The following is a 19,874-nucleotide window of genomic DNA, read 5'->3' on the forward strand; positions in this document are numbered from 1 at the left end:
GGATGTAGTGCCACAATAATTCCGTGTTGTGGGCCGGGGGTCGCCTCCAAAGTACCCCTACCCGGGAGGCCGCCCGGCGTCCATTCCCCTCTTTCGAAGCCTTCGGTATAAGCTTTCTCTTACTGCAAGACATCGGTAATACCCATCCTATAATCAACAATAGTCTTGTTTTCACTGTATAGAACGGTTGAAAGCCGAGAAACAGGATCTATCATCGCTCAACGAAGAATCGTTCTGCTTCATCGAGAGTCCCCTTTGTATATCGGCACCGCCGAGGGCGTCACTGTCTGCTGGAATTCGTTTCTCTGAGCTGTACTCAATTGTGTTCTGCGGTACTCAGTCTCACTGAGCTATACTCAATTGGTTCTACTGTGACCGACGGAGAATCGTTGTGATCGATCGGGTCGCCCCTCGAGTCGGCTTACTCCGATCCGTCGAGAAGCGGCTGATCGCGCTCGGCGAACGCCGACCCGATGCGCGCGGCGTCGCGCGTTTCGGCGACATCGTGGGTTCGAACGATGTGGGCTCCGCGTTCGATCGCCATCGACGTCGCCGCGAGACTTACCGGAAGCCGCTCGTCCGTCTCGCGGCCCGCGATCTCTCCGAGGAAATTTTTTCGGTTGATCGAGACCAGCATCGGTTTTCCGAGCGAGCGGAACTCCGAAAGCCTGCGAAACGTCTCGCGATCGTGCTCGGTGGTCTTGGCCTTGCTCCACCCGCCGAAAGCCGGATCGACGATAGTCTTGTCCGTGAATCCGTTCTGCTTCAACGATTCGTGCACCATATCGACGTAATCCGCTTTCTCGGCCCACACTGGAGATTTGCGATCCGCCCAATCGGTTTCTTCGACCGCACCGGGACGCTCGAGATCCGGTGGACTCGCCATTTTGACGACCGCGGCGTCGTGCTCTCGACAAACGGAGGGCATCTTGGGATCGGCGAATCCGCAGATATCGTTGACCATATCGAACCCCTGAGAAAGCGCCTCGTCCGCGACAGCGGCATACCGAGTCTCGATCGAAAACACCGCATCGCCGGCGATCTGATCGATCGTTTCGAGTGCGACGTGGAGACGGTCGAGTTCTTCTTCAGCCGTCAGGACGTCAAACCGTTTGTTCGCGGACTCGAGGCCGATATCGACGATATCCGCCCCCTCGCCGATGAGTTCCTCGTCAACGTACGCCGCCGCATCGGCGGGGTCGTCGTATACGCTCGGATCGTAGGGCGATTCTTCGCTCACGTTTAAGACGCCCATTACCCGCGCTGGATGCTCGTCACCGATACCCAGTCCAGCAGCGTCGACGCTGTTCATACGGACAGTGAGGAAGGGAGACAAAAAGGTATCGCGGTTGCGGTCAACTGACTCAGTTATCGTCGACTACTATTTCGTACAGTGCTATTGCCCGAGGAATTAGTTCCGGTCAATTACTGGCCGAGTTTCGTCTGCTGATCTTCAGCGTCCGCACCTTCTTCGAGAAGCGCGAGTCGGGAATCTCGCAACAGCACCTTCTTGACGATCGACGGGTTCTCGAGGAGTCGGTGTTTGGCGTGGGCACCGCGGCCCCGCCCTCGACCCTTTCGCTCGGACTGAATCACGTTGAGGAAGTTCTGCTCCTGGAGGATCTCCTGGACGCGACGTTCCGAGAGGATGTCGAAGTCGAGTCGTCTCGCGAGTTCCTTGTACTGATTGTAGATAATCTTCGTCGGAAACTCTTTTTGGGAACTGTTCTGGGTCAATAGGGTGAGCGCGTACAGAATTGCCTTGGCCTGCTGGGGAGATCCCTCGATCAACTCGTTGAACCGATCGGCCTCGGTCTTTTCTTTTGCCTCCCGAACATTTTCGGCAGTCACGCGTGCGTCGTTTTGTTTCTTCGCGAGCCGGCCCGCGTTTCGGAGGATGTCGATCGCTTTCCGTGCGTCACCGTGTTCCTGCGCCGCGAGCGCGGAAGTCAGCGGAATCACGTCGTCCTCGAGAACGCTGTCATGGAACGCGTCCTGGCGCTTCTCGAGTATTTCGACGAGTTGGTTCGCGTCGTACGGCGAGAAGACGAGTTCGTCCCGTGAGAGACTCGATTTGACCCGTTCGGAGAGGTGATCCGGAAAGTCGATCTTGTTCGAGATACCGATGATGCCGATCGCCGAATCCGAAATCCGTCGGTTCTCGCCGGCTCGAGAAAGTTTTCGGAGGATTTCGTCGTCCTCGAGCATATCGATCTCGTCGAGGATAACGATCGTGACGTCGGTGCAGTGATCGATCGTTTGCCAGAGTCGCTTGTAGTAATCGCCCGTTCCGAGTCCGCGGTCGGGAACGGTGATGCCGCTGTTGTCCGGTTCGTTTACGATCTGTGCGATCGTTTTGACGACCGAGGCTTCGGTATTTTGCTCTCCGCAGTCGATAAAGGCGTATTTGACGGTCACGTCGTCGCGTTCAGCTTCCGTGATCACTCGCTGAGTGACCGACCGAGAGATCAGCGATTTCCCGGTTCCCGTCTTCCCGAAGATAAACAGGTGATTCGGCTCGCTCCCAAACACTGCAGGGTTTAGTGCATCGGCAACCCGCTGCATCTGCTCGTCCCGCCCGACGATTCTGTCGGGTCCTGGAAGATGCGTAATCTCGAGCAAACGCTCGTCGGCGAAGATCGGATCATCGTACCGAAAGAGCGGGTCCCGGTCATCGTTGGAGGACATTCCAGTACCGAAACGATACTAATTGGCCTATCATAAACCCATAGGGTTACCTCGCGTGTGTAAATGTTATATGTATCCCTTTTCTGTGGGCTGAAACCCGGCAATTGCGGACTCTCGAGAAAAGAGCTGTTCTCGCGTTTCTATCTGGGGCGTCTTGAGTCGGACCCCCACACCAGTGTCGCGAGTGTAAGAGGGCTGAAAAATGGGAGAGAAGTGTTGACCGTAGCCGACGGGAATCAGTACGCACGCGAATCTATCCAAAGGTGGATCAACACGACGTGCAATTGTAGTACGCAACAAATCGAGCACTAGTACGTCCCTGATCTATTCACAGATCCGATGAGTTCAAGTAACGTGTTCGTTCGAGCCGGACTGCTCGGCTCGTTCTTTCCATACTCGAGTTGAGAACGGTTCGTCCAACGAATCGATCGCAATCCATACGGGCGGGAAATCGAGACGAAATCGCACGCCGTGACAAGGATACTCTCGGTCACGGAATTGACTGTCTCGCGCGCGAAACCGATTTTTGACACGCATCATGGGGGCGCTCCCTGTTCGATTTCGCTGGCTGATTTTCGTCTTCGACCGGATTCGACGAGCGCTCTCGAGGATCTGCTGTGATGGCTGGATACGTCCGATAAGTGGTACCGAATCGCCGCGAAATCTGCACTCGCTCGCGGAACAATCGGGTCCGGTCCGAACCTGAATTCGATCAGCACAGCAAGGGGGAACTTTGCGACGAAGGGACGGGATGCGTGATGCAATGGGACACACACCCCCGTCGCGTTTGTAACGTCAAATGTGGGGGTGGGGTTGTTGAATATCGACGAATTCCGGACCTACCATCATTTTCCAGGCAAGATTACACCCGCGACAAAGGTGTGTTCCCAAACAGAACCCCCACCCACATACACCGTTACAAACGCGAAGGAGGTGTCTCACCCCCAATCAATCCAATCCATTTTCTGAGATCGGTAGAAACCGCCGTATTCAGCGCAGAGACAGCCGAACGCCCTATCAAGAAATGATTACACTAGATTACTATCACTAGACTAGATCAGTTCTAGTTTCCTTCTTCTCTTACTCTACTTACTCTACAAGAACAACAACTAGAATTACCTAGAACTAGCTAGTATAGAACTAGTAGCTAGATGATTAGTAGTTGATGTGGTATAACATGCCACATGCCAATCGGTCGGATCAACCCACTCCACCCGCTCCACTCCACCTCCATTGACTCTATCAATTCCATCAGCCTCGTCCTGTTCTGAAACCTTCTCACGACGCCCGCTTCTTCACGACGCCCGCTCTCTCACCAGGACCGTCCCCTCACTTCCCCTCTTTCTCGAGGCGTCTCTCTATCCACCGGGACTTCCTTCGAACAGACTTCTTTTCCCTGCTCACGCGTAGCCGAGTACATGGCCTCAAGTGATCCACCCGCCGTGGCAGTTGTGGACGCGACGACTCCCGGGAACGTAGGAACCATCGCTCGAGCGATGAAGAACTTCGGCTTCGAGAATCTATTGCTCGTTGACCCGCCGGAACTCGATCCGGATGGCGAAGCCTATGGGTTCGCTGGCCACGCTCGAGACGATATCTTGCCTAACGCCACGGAACTTTCGTTCGACGAACTCGTCGACGAACACCACACGATCGGCTGTACGGCCGTTACGAACGAGGACGACCAGAGCCACGTTCGGTTTCCGTACACGACTCCCTCAGAACTGGCCGAGCGACTACCCGCGGTCGACGCTTCCACAGTACTGATCTTCGGTCGAGAACGCGTCGGCCTCACGAACGACGAACTGAGCCGGGTCGACGAAATCTGTTCGATCCCTGCAAGCGCCGAATACCCCGTGCTCAATCTTGGCCAAGCCGCAACGATCACCCTCTACGAACTCAGGACCCTCACTCTCGAGGATGCAGACACTCAGCTTCCGGACAGAGAACGGGTTCGTGCGCCGGAACCGTTGCTCGAGCGCCTCTACGACCAGTGGGGCGATCTCCTCGTGGAACTCAACCACCCCGAGGAAAAACGGGAGAAAACGATGCGGATGATCCGCCGCGTCTACGGGAGAGCCGATCCAACCGAGGGAGAGGTCAACACCTTCCTCGGCCTGTTACGACGCGCGACGGAACGGCCGGACCAGCAGGTGTCGGAACAGCCGAACCAACAGGCGTCGAAACAGCCGAACCAACAGGCGTCGAAACAGCCGAACCAACAGGCGTCGAAACAGCCGAACCAACAGGCGTCGAAACAGCCAAACCAGCCCCCTTCAGAATCCCGAGATACGTAGTCGATAGCCGTCCCGAATAAGTCGACGAATCAGGCTCGCTTCTGGATCTCTTCGCGGAGTACCTCGCTGACGAGGTCGCCGTCCGCTTTTCCGCGGAGTGCACCCATGCACTCGCCCATGAGTCCGGAGAACGCCTGCATCCCCTCGGATTCGACCTGCTCCTCGTTACGTTCGACAACCTCGACGATCGCTTCTCTGACCTCGTCTTCGCCCGCGGAGCCGAGCCCAGCGTCCTCGGCGGCGTCCTCGGCCGACTGTCCCGGCTCGTTGGCCAGTACCGTCAACAGATCTGGGATCCCCTCGTTCGGAAGCTCACCCCCCTCGGCTAACTCGAAGACTTCCTCGAGGTGGCGCTGACTCAACTTCCCGACCGGAACGTCGTCGCGTCTGAGTTCGGTGAGTGTGGACTCGAGGGTGGTCGCGGCTAGCGTCGGATCGATGCCATCTGCAACCACATCCTCGAAGACGGGCATGTACTTGCCGTAGGCGACCTGATTCGCCAGTCCGGTTCCGAGTCCGCACTCCTCCTGGTAGCGTTCGACCTTTTCCGTCAGGAGTTCGGGTTCGGGGACGTCGCTCGGATCGGGTTCGACGGGCGGCACGTCCGTTTCGGGGTACATCCGCGCGGCACCGGGAAGCGGACGAAGGTATCTGGTCGTTCCGTCGTCGTTCGCCCCGCGCGTTTCCTCCGGGACACCCTCGAGTGCAGTTTGCGCACGCGCTGCGACGGCTTCGATCGCCGACTCCGCAACGTCAGTATCCGCGGCGACGATCGCGACGGCGTCCTGTTCACCGGCACCGACGGCGTCTCGCAACGCCGCAACTTCTTCCGGAGTCACGCCGTAGGCCGGAAGCTCGTCGGTGTGGAAGATGCCACCCGCACCGTGGCGTTTGGCGTGATCCGAGAACTCGGTTCCGAGCCGTCGGTCGGGTGCGATCTCCCGGCCGACGATCCCGTCGAACCCGTAGAGGGGAACGGCGGTCACCGATCCGCCTGAGGATAGCGCGCCGCCGATTACGCCGCTGTCGGTGTTCGCAAAGACGTCCGTTACGTCCTGAGAATCTCCCACAGAAGCGTTTCGATCGTCCAGTTCGGTCACGATCTCGACGAGTTTCGCCTGCCGCCTCACCTCGTTGCGAACGATGTCGTCGATGTCGTCGAGGCTCTGGACGCCCTTGATCTCGACGCGCGCTCCCTCCTCGATGGAGACGTTGACGTCCTGGCGAATCGTTCCGAGTCCGCGCTTGACTTTGCCGGTCGAGCGAAGTAACATACCGATTCGCTCTGCGGCCTCGAGGGCCTGTTCCGGCGACCGAATATCTGGGCTGGTTCCGATTTCGACGAGCGGAATGCCGAGCCGGTCGAGACTGTAGGTCACGCCGTCGTCGGTTTCCTTGACGCGCTGGGCGCTCTCTTCCTCGAGGAGGAGGTCCTCGATGCCGACCGCTCCCTCGCTCGTCTCGATCGAACCGCCCGTCGCGATAAGCGTCGAGCGCTGGAAGCCCGACGTGTTCGAGCCGTCGACGACGATCTTTCGCATGACGTTCGCTTGATCGACCGGGTGCATATCCATCAACTGTGCGACTTCGAGCGTGGTCTCGAGAGCTTCCTCGTCCAGCCGGTGGGGCGGCTCGTCGTCTTCCTCGACCAGACACGTCGAGTCGTAGGCAAGATAGGTAAACTCTCGGTCGACCTTGCTCTCCTCGACGGCGGCGTCGTCGAGTTCGCCGAGCTCACTCCGCGTCGGGTGGAGATAGCGGGTAAACTGACGCGTCGCTTCCTCGGGTTCGCGCAACTCCGTCGGACACTGACAGAACAGCTTCGTCGCCGTATCGAGTTGCTGGTGGATTTCCAGCCCGGCGACGAGTCCGAGTGCCTCGTAATCGTACTCGTCCTCGGTCATTGTCGATGACTCGGAGGTCGAAGGGTAAAAAACCGTTCAGTTCGTCCGGATCAGTTCGTACCCGCTTCTCGCCGAACCCGACCCGAGATTCAATCTGCACCGTCCCGGTAGAGTAGTCGTTACTGTCTCGGAATTAGTCGTTACTGTCTCGGAATTAGTTGTTACCGTCTCGGAATTAGCCGTTCCATCCCGGCGGATTAGCTGTTTCCGTCCCAGTAGATTACCCGTTACCGTCCCGGCGGATTCGACGACTCCGGTGAGTTCGTCTCTGTCGGGTCGGTCGTCGATTTTGCCGGTTCGGATGACTCTCTCGCATCCGGCCCGGCGAAATCGACATCCTCGGCGGTCGCCCGCGAAACTGCCTCGAGAACCCGTTCGGTGTTCGCCTCGAGCGCGCGCACACGACACGTTTCGTACAGTTCTTTGGCTTCTTCACCTGCGAAGTGTCGGTCCTCGAACGACCGCGTTTCGATCACGACGAGCGGTTCAGCCGCGGCGACCGCCTCGAGAACGAGCTGATTGCCCGAGCTGATTCGCACGTCGGCTAATACCACCGCGTCGCTCTCCGAGATTGCTTGCTCCAGCTCTCCGAGATGGCTCTCGGAGAGCGAATCGAAGGGCGGCGCTTCGATCCGTTCGATCTCGAGTCGACGAGCTGTTTCCGCGGCGATATCGCCGCTTGGAACCGGGCCGAGGGAGGTTTCGACGTCCGCATTCCTCAATCGCGCCACCACGCCGACGGCTGCGGATCCGGAGCCAAGGACGTGAACGCGATCGGGAACCGTAGGGGTGTGCGTTTCCGTTTTGCGGCCTCCATCGAAATCAGCGCTTCCGTTGAAATCGGCGTCTTCGGAGGCCGGAAGCGCCGTGACCGTACTCGTTCCGGTGACCGGGTTCTCGGTCACGGCCGCGTTCGAATCGAACACGTCTGAGAGCGTCTCCGCAGATAACACCGCCTCCGGCGTTCCCGTCCGCCGAATGCCGCCGTCGGCGAGCATCACCACCCTGTCGCAGTACCGCGCCGCGAGATCGAGGTCGTGAATTGCCGCACAGACGGCTCGACCGCTGTCGACCAGCTCGCGGACCAACTCGAGGGTTTCGATCTGGTGGTTAATATCGAGACTCCCCGTCGGTTCGTCGAGCAGGAGGGCGGGCGTCTCCTGTGCGACGGCTCGAGCGAGCACGACCCGCTGGCGTTGGCCCCCGCTCACTTCGTCGACCGGGCGATCCGCGAGGGCTTCGGTACGGGTCCGCTCTAGGGCTCGGTCGACCGCGTCCCGATCCTCGCGCGTCGGCGGAGAGAACCGAGATCGATGCGGGTGACGCCCCATCTCGACAACGTCCCGGACGGGAAACGAAAACGAGAGGCTCGTATCCTGCGGGACGACTGAGACGAGCCGGCTCGAGGCCTGCGAGGACACGTCGTGGATATCGACGCCGTCGATCGTAACCCGACCCGCGTCGGGCTCGAGTGCGCCGCTGATGGCGCGGAGTAGCGTCGTCTTTCCGGCCCCGTTCGGACCGACGAATCCGACGAACTCGCCCGGTTCGACGGTGAGTGAGATGTCCTCGAGGACAGCGACATCGTCGAACGAGAGCTCGAGGTTTCGGACGGAAACCGTACCAACCGTTTCGCTCGAATCGCGAGCGTCCAAACCCTCGTCATCGGCCGTTCCGTATCGGTTAGTCATACCGAGTGCACCTCCCGTCGAGTGAGCAGGAAGAGGAAAAACGGCGCTCCGAGCGCGGCAGTGACGATACCTACCGGGACTACGGGCATTCCGAACTCGATTCCCAAGGGTAACGACACAGAATCGAGCCGGGCGATCGTATCCGTCGCGACGAGAAACGATGCGCCTGCGAGCGCGCTCGTCGGGAGCAGGATTCGGTGATCGGGACCGACGATCAACCGCATGATGTGCGGAACGACGAGGCCGACGAAGCCGATGACGCCGGCGACGGCGACTCCCGCGGCGGTGATAATGCTCGCGAGCGCGAGCAAGAAGAGTTTGGTCCGTTCGACGTTGACGCCCAGGTGATGGGCGTCTTCCTCACCTAGCAAGAGAACGTTCATCTCTCGAGTGAACCCGCCGAGGATGAGAACCCCGACGACCGAGATTGGCAGGGCGAACGCGACGTCTCCCCAGGAACTGTTGTGGAGATGTCCCATCATCCAGATGACGGCTTCCCGGAGGTCGTCGCCGCTGTAGACGAGCATGTATGAGATGGCGGCACCGAGAAACGCCTGAACCGCCACACCGGCTAGGAGCAACGTCGCGACGGGCGTCCGTCCGCCCTCGGTCGCGATCGCGTAGACCAGAAAGGCCGTTCCGAGCGCCCCGACGAACGCCGCGAGGTGGAGACCGCCGAAGGGAATCAGTGCGGGAAACGCGATCGCGGCAACCGCGCCGGCGGCCGCGCCCGAGGAAACGCCGATTATCGACGGGTCGGCCAGCGGATTGCGAAAGAACCCTTGCATCACCGTTCCGGCGGCCGCCAACGAAAATCCGACCGTCGCAGCGAGTGCGATTCGAGGGAGGCGAAGCGTCTCGACGATGACCTGATTCGTCGCGGAGACGTCGAACGAGAATACCCCGGCGTACTCGAGGCCCGGAACCGGAACCGACCAGCCGACCACGGGAAGAGAGCCGCTCTCCATCGCGATCCCGGTCGGGATAACGATCGCGTTGAGGATCGCCATTCCGACAGTTGTGGGTTCGATCCAGACCGATCCGAGCCCGGCGCTGACGACCACGACGGCGACGAGAAGGCAGGTCAAGCCGGCCGACCAGGTGACGGTTCGGACCGATCGCTTCATCGAACAAAACCACGCTTGGAGTAGCCAAATATTTGTTGAAGTATCGTGGATACACACCCAGATGAAACAGCAATTGGCAGTGTTTTTGACCGTTTTACTCGTCGTCTCAGCGCTTGCTCCGCTGGTCTCGGCGAGTCCAGTCGCACAAGTCGACGCGGGCGATCGAACGGGCACGGCTGGTGTGGTAGATTCGACGGCGACAACCCCCGCAGATGCACAGTGTGAGTATCCCGTCGAACACACTGATGCGACGGGCGAAACGATCTCCCTTGAGGAGGAACCCGATTCAGTCGTCGCGCTCCAGCCCAGCGATGCGCAGACGATGTTCGAGATCGGTGCCGAGGACCGACTCGACGGAATGCCTGACACACCGGCAACCGAAGATCTCGAGATGGGCGATAGAGAAGCCGTAATGGACGAGGATTACACGGTGCTCGACGAACAAATCGTCGCGCTCGATCCTGATATCGTGCTTGCGGCGAACGCCACGTTCGACGACGACATCGAACAGCTTCGCGAAGCCGGACTTAATGTCTACGTCTTCGATGAAGGAAATTCGATAGACGACGTAAAGGACAATACGCTCACCACGGGCGAACTCGTCGGTGAGTGCGACGGAGCGGAAACCTCGGTCGAGTGGATGGACGAACGGATCGACCTGCTCGAGAACGCGACGGCCGAGGACGCCGACGATCGACCGCTCGCGTTCTACGACATGCGCGCCGGACAAACGGCCGGAACCGAGTCGTTCCAGGACGAGGTGCTGACGACCGCTGGCGTCGAAAACCTCGCCGAACGAGTCGGGCTCGAGGGTTGGGGCGAAGTCGACTCCGAACAGATCGTCGACGAGGACCCAGAATGGATCATCCATCCTGACGACGGAATGGACGAGTACGAGTTCAGCGCCGGCGTTGACGAAACGACAGCCTATGAGGAAGACAACATCTTGCCCGTCGACGATAACACGATGAGTCAGCCCGCCCCGCAGGTCGTCTTCGCTATCGATGAAATCGTCGAAGGCGTCTATCCAGACGCCTACGCAGCAATCGAAGCCGATCTCGAGGAACTCGATGCGGAGTACCGGGACGACGGAGCAAACGACGACGAGGGTGACGACGAAGGGGAGACCACAGACGACGAAAGTGGCGACGATACCATTCCTGGATTCGGCGTCCCAGCCGCTGCGGCGGCACTGATCGCGGCGAGCCTGTTTGCGCTTCGACGTCGCTCGTAGACAGTTCTCTCGTCAGTACGAAACGTTAGAATCCGTCCGCCTGTTCCGACCTCGAACTAATTCGTTCGACTGTTTCGGCCTCGAGTCCCCATCGCTATGAAAAGGGTTTACTCGCGGGCCTTCGCATGGACGAGTATGGTCGAAAACGTCATTTGGCCCGCCTATCTGGATGCGACCTGTTCTCGGGCCGACGGACGACGCGTCCCCGAGGATCTCGCCGTCGACGAGCCCACAGTCGACGAAATCGCACAGGCCGTCCAGCAGATCGGTTACGACGCGGTCGTCGAACGCGATAAGTCCTACTCGAGAGCCCCGTGGGACGAGCGCGGTCGCGTCGTCGTCCGCGGAGCGGAGGATTCGACGAAGAACGATCTGGTTCAGGCCGTGGCGGCCTACGTCGTCGCGATGCGAGAGTGATGCGTCGGGTTGGCCAGGTCGTCCGGATTTCACAGGGACTCGCGATCCTCAGAGCGGACGACGATACGACGGGTGAATCGGCGGACGACATCGACCACGCGATCGGAACGACCGTCCTCGACGATAACCTCGAGGAGATCGGACGCGTCGTCGACGTGTTCGGTCCCGTAGACAAACCGTACCTTGCGGTGACGACCGACGACGACGTCCACAAACCGTCGTTGGTCAGTACGACATTGTACGCTCGGTAGTCATGTTCATTTTTGAGGTCGTCCCGTTTCGTTTCGAGTCTCATCTTTGATAGGGTCGGTTGGGTTGGAAGTCATTTCCGTCCATTCGCCACCCTCGTTCTGGCGACAAACCGGGAAACAGGTATAACCGACCCTATGAGCGCCTAGATGCCCGTCATCGAGCTATTCGACTCTCCCTCCTCGAAGAAGAAAACACAGATACCATAGGGATCCAAAGACCCCTACATGAACGATCGGGCTCGGATTGTCCTCGCGGTCGGCGTGACGGTACTGCTGTTTCTCGGCGTCCAACTCGGCGCATTAGCCCTAGTCGAACCGTTCCACGATTCCGACCGCCAGGCCGTCGAGGACCCTACGGATCCAACTAACAGCGCGATCTACTTTGCGGTCATCCTCGTCGCTACCGGACTGATGCTCGCGGCATTTAAATACGACGCCGAGCGATTGATTCGAGGGTTGATCATCGGCGTGAGCGGCATGCTTGCCTGGTTCGTCTTCATGGAAATCATCCCGCCGGTTGTCACGGTTGGGTCGGTAAACGCGGTCGCAGTGCTGGCCGCCGCTGGCGTCGCGGGTGCACTCCTTTTGTATCCCGAGTGGTACGTCATCGACACCGCCGGAGTGGTGATGGGTGCCGGCGCTGCTGGGTTGTTCGGCATCAGTTTCGGCTTACTCCCGGCAATCCTGTTTCTCGCCGTGCTCGCAGTGTACGACGCGATCAGCGTCTACAAAACCGAACACATGCTCGATCTTGCCGACGGCGTAATGGACCTCAAGATCCCCGTCATCTTCATCGTCCCGACGACGCTTCCCTACTCCTATCTCTCCGAAGGGAGTACCGACGGCGTCCTCGAGGATACGTCGAGTTCGGAGAGCAATGAGAACGCTTCGAACGCGAGGACAACTACGAAAGACGAAGACACGCAACTCGAACAAAACGGTGGCTCAGAGAGCGGTGGCGCAAACGGCGGTGCACTCCTCGAACAGCGCGAAAAAGACTCGGATACGAGCACGGACGAAACGAATGAGGATAGCGGTAGCGACCAGGAACGCGGTCGAGACGCCCTCTTTATCGGACTTGGCGACGCGGTGATCCCGACGATATTGGTTGCAAGCGCCGCGTTCTTCATAGAAGCGGGCACGATCGACGTTCCGGGAATCGCATTGAACGCACCGGCGCTCGGCGCGGTCATCGGAACCAACATCGGCCTCCTTATTCTGATGTATATGGTGATGAAGGGGAGAGCCCACGCCGGCTTACCGCTACTCAACGGCGGCGCAATCGCCGGCTATCTCGTCGGGGCTCTTGCAAGCGGGCTGTCGATTATGACCGCGTTCGGTCTCTAAGTTATGGCCGCGTTCAGTCTCTAAGAAGTCGTCACTCGTCCCCGTGCTCGACACCTTCGATCAAGCTGTCGATCCGCTCGTTTTCGTCGGGGATGTCCTGCGGATAGACGCCCGCGAAAACCAGGTGATCCTCTTTATTGTCGAGTTGGCAAAGATCGACGAAGACGCCGACGCTCCCTTCCTCATCGAGTTCTGCTTCGCCCTCGTAGGTCGCAATCGATATCGCCTGTGAAAGCGTCTCGAGTCGTCGTTGACCGACGTCTGTCTGGGTATCCACGGAAAGCTCTTCGTACCGATCCTGCACGAGTTCGAGAAGTTCTCCCGGCCCCATCTCTCCGATGGGGTTGTGATTTTCTCCGGCAATCTCGACCTGTGGCGTCGCGATCGTTCCGAACACGCCGGCCTCGATTTCACCGAGGCCGAGCACCGATAGGTCGATCGTTCGACTGTACTCGTTCGCGTAGTTCGTCACTTCGACCGTCTCGCTCGCGACCGATTCTTCTTCGACCCACTCATCGGTTCCGTCGTGCTCGTAGCCAGTTTCCTCGAGCGCGTGGCCTGAGACCGCAGCGGGTATCGCCTCGTACGTGGTCAAATCCTCGAGAAAGCTTCCGATACACCCCGCAGTGAGTCCACTACCCCCGGCCCCGACGGTTGCGATGAATACTCGTCGGTTCATAGTACTCGGCCACTTCCGGTAGCAGTAAAAGTATCGTGTGCCCTCCCGACTCCACCGTCGTGTAATCCGATCCTACCGGTGGCGAAAGTGGGGCTCAACTGGGTTATTCGTCGGTTTCGAGTCGGTACGTCGCCCCGTCGTCCGTGTCCTGCACTTCGACGCCAAGGGCCTCGAGTTCGTCTCGCAACTCGTCGGCGCGCTCGTAGTTTCCTCGGCCGCGTTCTTCTTCACGAACGTCGAGAACGAGTTCGACGACATCCCCTGCGAGCTCAGCAGACCCGGTCGTCTCGCCGTCGAAGGAGAGTCCGAGGACGCTACCGAGTTCCTCGAGCGTTTCGACGGCGCGGCGGAGCCCGCGGTAGTCGAAATCGCCGTGCTCGGTTTCCGCAACCGCATCTACATGACGGTTGATCGCCGTCGCGACCTCGAGCAGGGCCGATTGGGCTTTTCGGGTGTTGAAATCGTCGTTCATCGCCGCCGTAAACTCGTCTCGAGCGCTTTCGACCGCGTTTCGAAGCTCGTCGTCTTCGGCTTTCGTTTTCGCGTCGGGTGAATCGACGGCGCCGACGGCGGTTTCGTAGGCTCGTTCGAGCCGATCCCAGCGCTCTCTGGCTTCGGCGATCGTCTCATCGGAGTACAGCTGTTTGCTGTTGTACGAGCCGGCGGTGAGGAACGTTCGGAGCGCGTTCGTTCCCCACGCGTCGACGGCATCGCTAACGGTGACGAAGTTGCCCAGACTCGAGGACATCTTTTCGTCGTCCATCTGGAACAACTCGCAGTGGAGCCAGTAGTTCGCGAACTGGTGGTCGGTTGCCGCCTCGGATTGAGCGATCTCGTTTTCGTGGTGTGGAAAGACGAGGTCGCGTCCGCCGACGTGGATGTCGAGCGTCTCGCCGAGGTGGGTCATGCTCATCGCCGAACATTCGATGTGCCACCCGGGACGGCCCTCTTCCCAGGGGGAGTCCCACGTCAGCCCCTCGGGCGGTTCGCCCGCGACTCCCTCGTGGCGGTGTTCCTTGATCGCGTCCGGATCGACGCCGCCGGCCTTCCAGAGCGCGAAATCAGCCGGATGGCGCTTCTCGCTTCGTTCGTCCGGTTCGCCCTGTTCTTCGATCTCCTCGAGATTTTGATTCGAGAGCTTCCCGTACTCCTCGAACTGCGTCACATCGAAGTATACCGATCCGTTCGATTCGTACGCGTAGCCCTTTTCGATCAGCGTTTCGACGAGTTCGATGATCTCTGGCACGTGTTCGGAGACTCGAGGGTAGACTTCCGCTCGGAGGAGATTGAGCGATCGCATATCCGAAATCGTCCGATCGATGTACGTCCGAGCGACCTCCGCTTCGCTCTCACCGAGGTCGTCTTCGCCCACGCGTGCGGCGATCTTCTCGTTAACGTCGGTGAAGTTCTCGACGTGTCGAACGTCGTAGCCGAGATACTCGAGCCAGCGGTGCATTACGTCCACGTGCACCCACGAGCGTGCGTGGCCGAGGTGGGGCGGGTCCGAAACCGTCAGGCCACAGTAGTAGAGCAAGACGTTATCGGGGTCCTGTGGCTCGAACGGCTCGGATTCACCCGTCAGCGTGTTCGTTATACGTAGGGTCATTACGTTTCCGTAACCACGGATCGAAGTTAAAGCGTTGGATAGGGTACGAACTCTCTGGTCGTTCGGGAACCTCCCCGGCCGGGTCCCGGCTGAAGGGAACGGCTAGGAGCGTTTGCGGACAAAACTATCCGCCGTGAAAGAGACAGTATGGTAACAAGATAAGAAACGTTATGTGCTTCTCTCTTATCATCTGATACAATGGGTGAAAAGGAATCGGGAAGGGGACACGCTGACGACGGTACTACGTTAGTCTCCCCGATCGGCCCTGAGACCGTTCCATCGGCGTTTATCGGCGTTGCCATCCTTTCGCTGATCTGGTTCGTACTAAGCGTTTACCGCATTACGTTCTCGGTATCCCTTCCCGACTTTCTGGAGGTAACAGGGATAACCTACACGGGGGTCAGCGTTCTCTTCGGCGCGTTTTTCAGCGGGTACGCACTAAGCCAATTCCCCGCAGGCCTCCTCGCCGATCGTTTCGATCCTGAAACGATTATCGCATCCAGCATTCTGGCGACTACCGTTGCGCTCGGTTCGCTCTCCGTCGCTAGCAGTTACGCACACGTCTTCCTCGCTGTTCTCGTTATCGGATCCGGAATCGGGAGTTATCGAGCAGTCAGCCAGATCGCGGTCGCTCACACTGTTCCCGATAGGATGGAAGGGGCTGCGTTGGGACTGCTCACCGCTGCGAACCCGTTGGGATACGTGGTGGGTCCCGTCGCTATCGCGATATTACTCACGAAATACGACGTCTATACGGTACCGCTTTTACTCGCTCTCGTTCCCGTCCCGCTCGTTTTGCTCGCTTATCTCGTGAACCCCGTATCGATTCGATCCGCTTCGAAGGTCGGGCGTGGGCCGACTGCGCGACAGGCGCTTTCGACGTTCAGAGAGCATCTGTGTGCGACTACCACGCTTCTAGTGATCGCGTTCGGAACGGCGTTCACGACGACGTCGAACTCTCTTCTGGCTATTCTTCCGCTATATCTGGTCGAAACGACATCGCTTTCGCTTACGGTCGGTGGTCTTTACGCCGGAGGCATATTCGGCGTCGGGGCGATAGCGGCTCTCATCGGCGGCGTTTTCAGAGATCGGGTCGGTGCTATCCCAATTCTCGTTGCCGGATTCGTAACCGCCGCCGTTGCGCTCGCTGTGCTCTCGTTCGTTTCTTCGCTACCGCACGTTCTCGCCACGCTCGCCGTGTTCAGCCTCGGCCTGAACAGTATCCTTCCCGCTCGGGATCGTGTTATTAACAGCCACGCAAGCGACTGCTCCGATCGGCATACGGGTGCGATGATCGGCGGACTTCGGTCGCTTTGTTATCTCGGCGGCAGTCTTGGGGCCGTACTGGTTGGCCTCGGTTTTGCGAGGTTCGGAGTGACCGTCGGATTCAACTCGCTGATAGCGGTACTCGTAATCGGTGCAATTTGCGTTACAGCGCTGTGGAACGTCGAAAACAGTCGATACTGAGGGAAGTTTTACCCGCTTCGTGATGTCGGGGTTTCCTCGAGCACACGTTCGATCGTTCGAACGGCGTTCGCTCCCGCCAGTCGCTCGACGACGACGATCACCGCCCCGTCGCTGAACCCCGCGCCGACGACCTCGATATCCTCGAACTCGAGCGCCTGCAAAGCTGCACCCAAATGCGATGGATCGACGGCCCCAGACGCGAAAACGGCGGTATGTCCGTCACCGTCTGGACCGAACGGCGATCCGCCGACTGAGAGTACGTTCTCGAAATCGGCACCCTCCCCGTCAACCTGAACCGGTCCGATACCGCTTTCCATAGTGACGCGGATCTCCGGCGATTTTGCGTCGTACTCCGGAAGCTCTTCTGCGTATCGGCGAAGCGCCGTCGCGACGGCTTCGTTTTCGCCGTCGACATCGAGAAAGCGTGCGCCGGCGGTGTAGTTGATAACGCCAGCGCGCAGTGCGGTAATCAAAAACGGATGATTCCGTGCCGCCCGGCGCGTCTCGCTCGCGAGGGACATATGCTCACTCGGGAAGTCGACCAGCATAAACGACGTGGATGTACGAGCGCTGGGCGGTACGGCCGTACCGCGGCGCTTTTGCCTCGAGGACCCCAAGCTACCGATATGAATCCAGCAGACGTCGAGGACCTCATCGAATCGGAGCTCGAAGACGCCGACGCGACCGTCACGCGGGCGAGGGGAGAACACGACGACGACCACCTCGCCGCGACGGTCGTCTCCCCGGCGTTCGACGGCCTTTCGTTGGTCCAACAACACCAGAACGTGTACGACGCACTCGACGGGCACATGACGACCGATATTCACGCTCTCGAGCTATCGACCTACACGCCCGAAGAGTACGAGGACGCCTCGTAACCGACCGAGATAACCCTACATTTATCGTTCAGAACTAATACGATACTGACATGGAGTCTCTTAATTCCCGGATTCGACTGCTATGGATCGCACAAGGTGCGATCGTCGCAGCGATTCTCGGCGCGGTGCTCGTCGGTGTTGATCGAATAGTTGTCGACGTTCCGATGGAGGTGATCGCCGCGGTGATCGCGGTCGCCGCAATCCTCGGAATCGCCTACGCGGTTCGGCTCTATCAGGTCTGGCAGTTCGAACTGCAAGACGACGCCCTCTACTTAGAGCGAGGGGTCGTGACGTTCGTCGAAACTGCGGTGCCGTTCGTTCGGGTCCAACACGTCGATACCCAGTTCGGCCCCATCGAGCGCGCGCTCGGCCTCTCGAGCGTCGTCGTCTACACTGCAGGATCGCGAAACGCGGATGTCCGGGTTCCCGGATTGACGCCCGACCGTGCCCGGAGTTTGCAGGATACGCTCCGAGAACTGGCCGTCGAGAGCGATACGGACGACGCCGTATGAATCGACTTCACCCATTGAGTGCCGTCACGCTGGCACTTCGGCGTGCGCTTGCCGGGTTATTTATCGCCCTCACGGTTGTCACCGGGCTTGCCGCCTTCGTCGACTTTGTTTCGGGCGCCTGGATGACCGTCGCCGTCCCGCTCGGGTTCCTCCTCGGTGGAACTTACGGAATCGTCTACTACTTTCGGTTCGAGTACGAGATCACTGACACTACGTTTGACGTTTCCTCAGGCGTTTTCTCGAGGCGGTCTCGAGAAATACCCTACAGACGAATCCAGAACGTCGACGTTCGGGTCGGTATTCTCCAGCGGCTCCTCGGTCTCGCCGTCGTCTCGATTGAAACCGCAGGCGGTGGCAATACAGAAGCCGTCTTGAATTTCGTCAGCGAGGAAGAAGCAAACCGGCTTCAGCGGGAGATTCGTCGCCGAACTGCAAAGGCGACGGAAACGCGATCGAAGTCTTCGGCGGATGACCTCGAGGACGTTCCAGCGGCCGATTCAGAGTCCGTTCGGGACCGAAACGAAGCGGGAGATCCGATCGAACACCCCGACGAGACTGTAGATGGTCGGGGTGGGGAGCCATCAGCCGACTCCGCATCGACTTCGACAGTCACTCAGCGACGGGATCACGCCAAACGGGAAAAATCGCTGTTCGATCTCGAGGCTCGAGAGCTGCTCTTGTACTCGTTCACGTCGTTCCGTCCGGCAGTGGGTGCGGCGCTCCTGTTTTTCGTCTTCATCGCTATCGACCCGGTGATCAATCATCTGCTCACCGTCGCACAACCGGTCGGCGGACCCGAAAACCTCGAGACGGGAACCGCCGGAAATTACGGTATTTTGACGGCTGTTTCGTTCGTCTACGCGGTTGCGGTCACGTATCTCGTGAGCGTCGCCTACACGTTCGCAACGTACTACGGCTTCAAACTCAGCCGTGCCGGCCAGGACTTCGTCTACGAACGCGGACTGGTACAGCGCTATAGCGGCTCGATTCCTGCCGGAAAAATTCAGTCGGTCACCGTGACCGACAACCCGCTACAGCGGCTGATCGACTACGCGGGAATGTGGATCGAGACGGCCGGCTACGGCCCGGAAAGCAGTAGCGGCAGTCAGTCCGCTGTTCCGCTCGCCCGGAAGTCACGGGTCTACGAGTTCACCGAGCGACTGACCGGAGCTGAGACGCCAAAGTTCCTCAGCCCGCCAGAACTGGCTCGCAGACGGTACCTCGCCCGGTACTCGATTATCGCAGGAGTGATCGTTGCCATCGCGTTCGGCGTCTCGCTGGCGACGACGCTCGAGCAGTGGTACCTCTCCGCGGTCGTGTTCGTCGCCGTTCCGCCCGCGGCTCACCTGCGTTACGTCAACATCCAGTATTTCGTCGGCGAGGATCACCTCGTGGTTCGGCGCGGCTTCTGGCGTCGTCGAACGACCGTCATCCCCTATTACCGCATTCAGACGGTTTCGACGCGCCGGTCGGTCTTTCAGCGACGGCTCGGTCTCGCCTCGGTCGTCGTCGATACCGCGAGTTCTAGTTCGTTCTCGATGACCGCACCGACGATCTATGACCTGGAACTCGAGGACGCTCGAGACGTAAACGTCACCAGTCGAAAACAGCTCCAGCGGACGTTGCGCGAGCGAGCCCGGGACGATGATCTCGGGTTAACTGTAGACTTTACTTGACCGGTCTGTAGCCCTTCGAAACCGCACTTTCGATCGATCGCCGTGTGTCATCTCCGCGCCGCTTGCCGCCGTTGGCGTCGGGCTTTCGGTGGCTTTTACC

15 protein-coding genes and 2 pseudogenes are annotated in these 19,874 nt (G+C 59.4%); 9 read left to right on the forward strand and 8 right to left on the reverse strand.

The genetic code is table 11. The features are described 5' to 3' along the window. Positions 1 to 410 precede the first annotated feature (410 nt). Positions 411 to 1,312: pseudogene (gene folP / locus ACYQ14_RS01800) on the reverse strand (dihydropteroate synthase); the annotation flags it as partial. A 113-nt stretch (positions 1,313 to 1,425) separates the two neighbouring features. Further along, positions 1,426 to 2,688 carry a Cdc6/Cdc18 family protein gene (locus ACYQ14_RS01805; RefSeq protein ID WP_283837311.1) on the reverse strand — a complete coding sequence of 421 codons (1,263 nt, stop codon included), beginning with the start codon at positions 2,686 to 2,688 and terminating at the stop codon, positions 1,426 to 1,428. A 1,418-nt stretch (positions 2,689 to 4,106) separates the two neighbouring features. Here ACYQ14_RS01805 and ACYQ14_RS01810 point away from each other — a divergent pair. Beyond that, a pseudogene (locus tag ACYQ14_RS01810) lies at positions 4,107 to 4,841 on the forward strand (RNA methyltransferase); the annotation flags it as partial. 173 nt (positions 4,842 to 5,014) lie between these two features. On the opposite strand, the gene gatE reads toward ACYQ14_RS01810, so the two are convergent. From gatE to btuC, 3 genes are all read right to left on the reverse strand, one after another. Further along, complete coding sequence (gene gatE, locus ACYQ14_RS01815; protein ID WP_459884230.1) at positions 5,015 to 6,889, reverse strand: Glu-tRNA(Gln) amidotransferase subunit GatE; 1,875 nt, start codon at positions 6,887 to 6,889, stop codon at positions 5,015 to 5,017. 227 nt (positions 6,890 to 7,116) lie between these two features. Further along, on the reverse strand, positions 7,117 to 8,580 hold the full coding sequence (locus ACYQ14_RS01820; protein ID WP_459884233.1) for a heme ABC transporter ATP-binding protein: 1,464 nt from the start codon (positions 8,578 to 8,580) through the stop codon (positions 7,117 to 7,119). Next, positions 8,577 to 9,707 (reverse strand): vitamin B12 ABC transporter permease BtuC, encoded by a 1,131-nt coding sequence (gene btuC / locus ACYQ14_RS01825; protein ID WP_459884235.1) that lies wholly within the window; start codon positions 9,705 to 9,707, stop codon positions 8,577 to 8,579. Before btuC ends, ACYQ14_RS01820 begins: the two co-directional genes overlap by 4 nt. Positions 9,708 to 9,768: 61 nt before the next feature. Here btuC and ACYQ14_RS01830 point away from each other — a divergent pair, with 61 nt between their 5' ends. The 4 genes from ACYQ14_RS01830 to ACYQ14_RS01845 all read left to right on the forward strand — a co-directional run bounded on the left by ACYQ14_RS01830 (position 9,769) and on the right by ACYQ14_RS01845 (position 12,956). Next, positions 9,769 to 10,941, forward strand: coding sequence for a PGF-CTERM-anchored ABC transporter substrate-binding protein (locus ACYQ14_RS01830; RefSeq protein ID WP_459884237.1), 1,173 nt, complete (start codon positions 9,769 to 9,771; stop codon positions 10,939 to 10,941). Positions 10,942 to 11,076: 135 nt separating this feature from the next. Beyond that, complete coding sequence (gene srp19, locus ACYQ14_RS01835) at positions 11,077 to 11,358, forward strand: signal recognition particle subunit SRP19 (RefSeq protein WP_283837321.1); 282 nt, start codon at positions 11,077 to 11,079, stop codon at positions 11,356 to 11,358. Next, a complete protein-coding gene (locus ACYQ14_RS01840) occupies positions 11,358 to 11,609 on the forward strand; it encodes an H/ACA ribonucleoprotein complex subunit GAR1 (protein ID WP_459884238.1) in 252 nt (83 codons plus the stop codon). The genes srp19 and ACYQ14_RS01840 overlap by 1 nt, the downstream gene beginning before the upstream one ends. A 225-nt stretch (positions 11,610 to 11,834) precedes the next feature. Then, a complete protein-coding gene (locus ACYQ14_RS01845; RefSeq protein ID WP_459884240.1) occupies positions 11,835 to 12,956 on the forward strand; it encodes a presenilin family intramembrane aspartyl protease PSH in 1,122 nt (373 codons plus the stop codon). 31 nt (positions 12,957 to 12,987) lie between these two features. Here the strand turns inward: ACYQ14_RS01845 and ACYQ14_RS01850 are convergent, their stop codons facing one another. Then, on the reverse strand, positions 12,988 to 13,635 hold the full coding sequence (locus tag ACYQ14_RS01850) for a DUF6517 family protein (protein WP_459884242.1): 648 nt from the start codon (positions 13,633 to 13,635) through the stop codon (positions 12,988 to 12,990). A 103-nt stretch (positions 13,636 to 13,738) separates the two neighbouring features. Next, complete coding sequence (cysS, locus tag ACYQ14_RS01855) at positions 13,739 to 15,241, reverse strand: cysteine--tRNA ligase (RefSeq protein WP_459884244.1); 1,503 nt, start codon at positions 15,239 to 15,241, stop codon at positions 13,739 to 13,741. A gap of 198 nt (positions 15,242 to 15,439) precedes the next feature. Between cysS and ACYQ14_RS01860 the strand changes: the two genes are divergently transcribed. Continuing rightward, positions 15,440 to 16,708: an MFS transporter gene (locus tag ACYQ14_RS01860; RefSeq protein ID WP_459884246.1), complete on the forward strand. Its 1,269-nt coding sequence runs from the start codon at positions 15,440 to 15,442 to the stop codon at positions 16,706 to 16,708. Positions 16,709 to 16,716: 8 nt separating this feature from the next. Here the strand turns inward: ACYQ14_RS01860 and ACYQ14_RS01865 are convergent, their stop codons facing one another. Continuing rightward, positions 16,717 to 17,229 (reverse strand): DUF7523 family protein, encoded by a 513-nt coding sequence (locus ACYQ14_RS01865; RefSeq protein ID WP_459884248.1) that lies wholly within the window; start codon positions 17,227 to 17,229, stop codon positions 16,717 to 16,719. A 105-nt stretch (positions 17,230 to 17,334) separates the two neighbouring features. On the opposite strand from ACYQ14_RS01865, the gene ACYQ14_RS01870 reads away from it, so the two are divergent. Genes ACYQ14_RS01870 through ACYQ14_RS01880 form a run of 3 tightly spaced genes read left to right on the forward strand, consistent with a single transcriptional unit; the run spans position 17,335 to position 19,774 of the window. Then, positions 17,335 to 17,586 carry a BolA family protein gene (locus ACYQ14_RS01870; RefSeq protein ID WP_283837329.1) on the forward strand — a complete coding sequence of 84 codons (252 nt, stop codon included), beginning with the start codon at positions 17,335 to 17,337 and terminating at the stop codon, positions 17,584 to 17,586. A 50-nt stretch (positions 17,587 to 17,636) separates the two neighbouring features. After that, positions 17,637 to 18,098, forward strand: coding sequence for a PH domain-containing protein (locus tag ACYQ14_RS01875; protein ID WP_459884250.1), 462 nt, complete (start codon positions 17,637 to 17,639; stop codon positions 18,096 to 18,098). Beyond that, positions 18,095 to 19,774: a PH domain-containing protein gene (locus tag ACYQ14_RS01880; RefSeq protein WP_459884252.1), complete on the forward strand. Its 1,680-nt coding sequence runs from the start codon at positions 18,095 to 18,097 to the stop codon at positions 19,772 to 19,774. Before ACYQ14_RS01875 ends, ACYQ14_RS01880 begins: the two co-directional genes overlap by 4 nt. The last annotated feature ends 100 nt before the right edge of the window (positions 19,775 to 19,874 follow it).

This window comes from Halostagnicola bangensis (assembly GCF_054653435.1).

Bases quoted from the DNA above. Each gene is read 5' to 3' on its own strand.
- cysS (WP_459884244.1), bottom strand. From the start codon at position 15,241: ATGACCCTACGTATAACGAACACGCTGACGGGTGAATCCGAGCCGTTC.
- btuC (WP_459884235.1), bottom strand. From the start codon at position 9,707: ATGAAGCGATCGGTCCGAACCGTCACCTGGTCGGCCGGCTTGACCTGC.
- ACYQ14_RS01805 (WP_283837311.1), bottom strand. From the start codon at position 2,688: ATGTCCTCCAACGATGACCGGGACCCGCTCTTTCGGTACGATGATCCG.
- ACYQ14_RS01875 (WP_459884250.1), top strand. From the start codon at position 17,637: ATGGAGTCTCTTAATTCCCGGATTCGACTGCTATGGATCGCACAAGGT.
- ACYQ14_RS01860 (WP_459884246.1), top strand. From the start codon at position 15,440: ATGGGTGAAAAGGAATCGGGAAGGGGACACGCTGACGACGGTACTACG.
- ACYQ14_RS01880 (WP_459884252.1), top strand. From the start codon at position 18,095: ATGAATCGACTTCACCCATTGAGTGCCGTCACGCTGGCACTTCGGCGT.
- ACYQ14_RS01865 (WP_459884248.1), bottom strand. From the start codon at position 17,229: ATGTCCCTCGCGAGCGAGACGCGCCGGGCGGCACGGAATCATCCGTTT.
- ACYQ14_RS01840 (WP_459884238.1), top strand. From the start codon at position 11,358: ATGCGTCGGGTTGGCCAGGTCGTCCGGATTTCACAGGGACTCGCGATC.
- ACYQ14_RS01830 (WP_459884237.1), top strand. From the start codon at position 9,769: ATGAAACAGCAATTGGCAGTGTTTTTGACCGTTTTACTCGTCGTCTCA.
- gatE (WP_459884230.1), bottom strand. From the start codon at position 6,889: ATGACCGAGGACGAGTACGATTACGAGGCACTCGGACTCGTCGCCGGG.
- ACYQ14_RS01845 (WP_459884240.1), top strand. From the start codon at position 11,835: ATGAACGATCGGGCTCGGATTGTCCTCGCGGTCGGCGTGACGGTACTG.
- ACYQ14_RS01870 (WP_283837329.1), top strand. From the start codon at position 17,335: ATGAATCCAGCAGACGTCGAGGACCTCATCGAATCGGAGCTCGAAGAC.
- srp19 (WP_283837321.1), top strand. From the start codon at position 11,077: ATGGTCGAAAACGTCATTTGGCCCGCCTATCTGGATGCGACCTGTTCT.
- ACYQ14_RS01850 (WP_459884242.1), bottom strand. From the start codon at position 13,635: ATGAACCGACGAGTATTCATCGCAACCGTCGGGGCCGGGGGTAGTGGA.
- ACYQ14_RS01820 (WP_459884233.1), bottom strand. From the start codon at position 8,580: ATGACTAACCGATACGGAACGGCCGATGACGAGGGTTTGGACGCTCGC.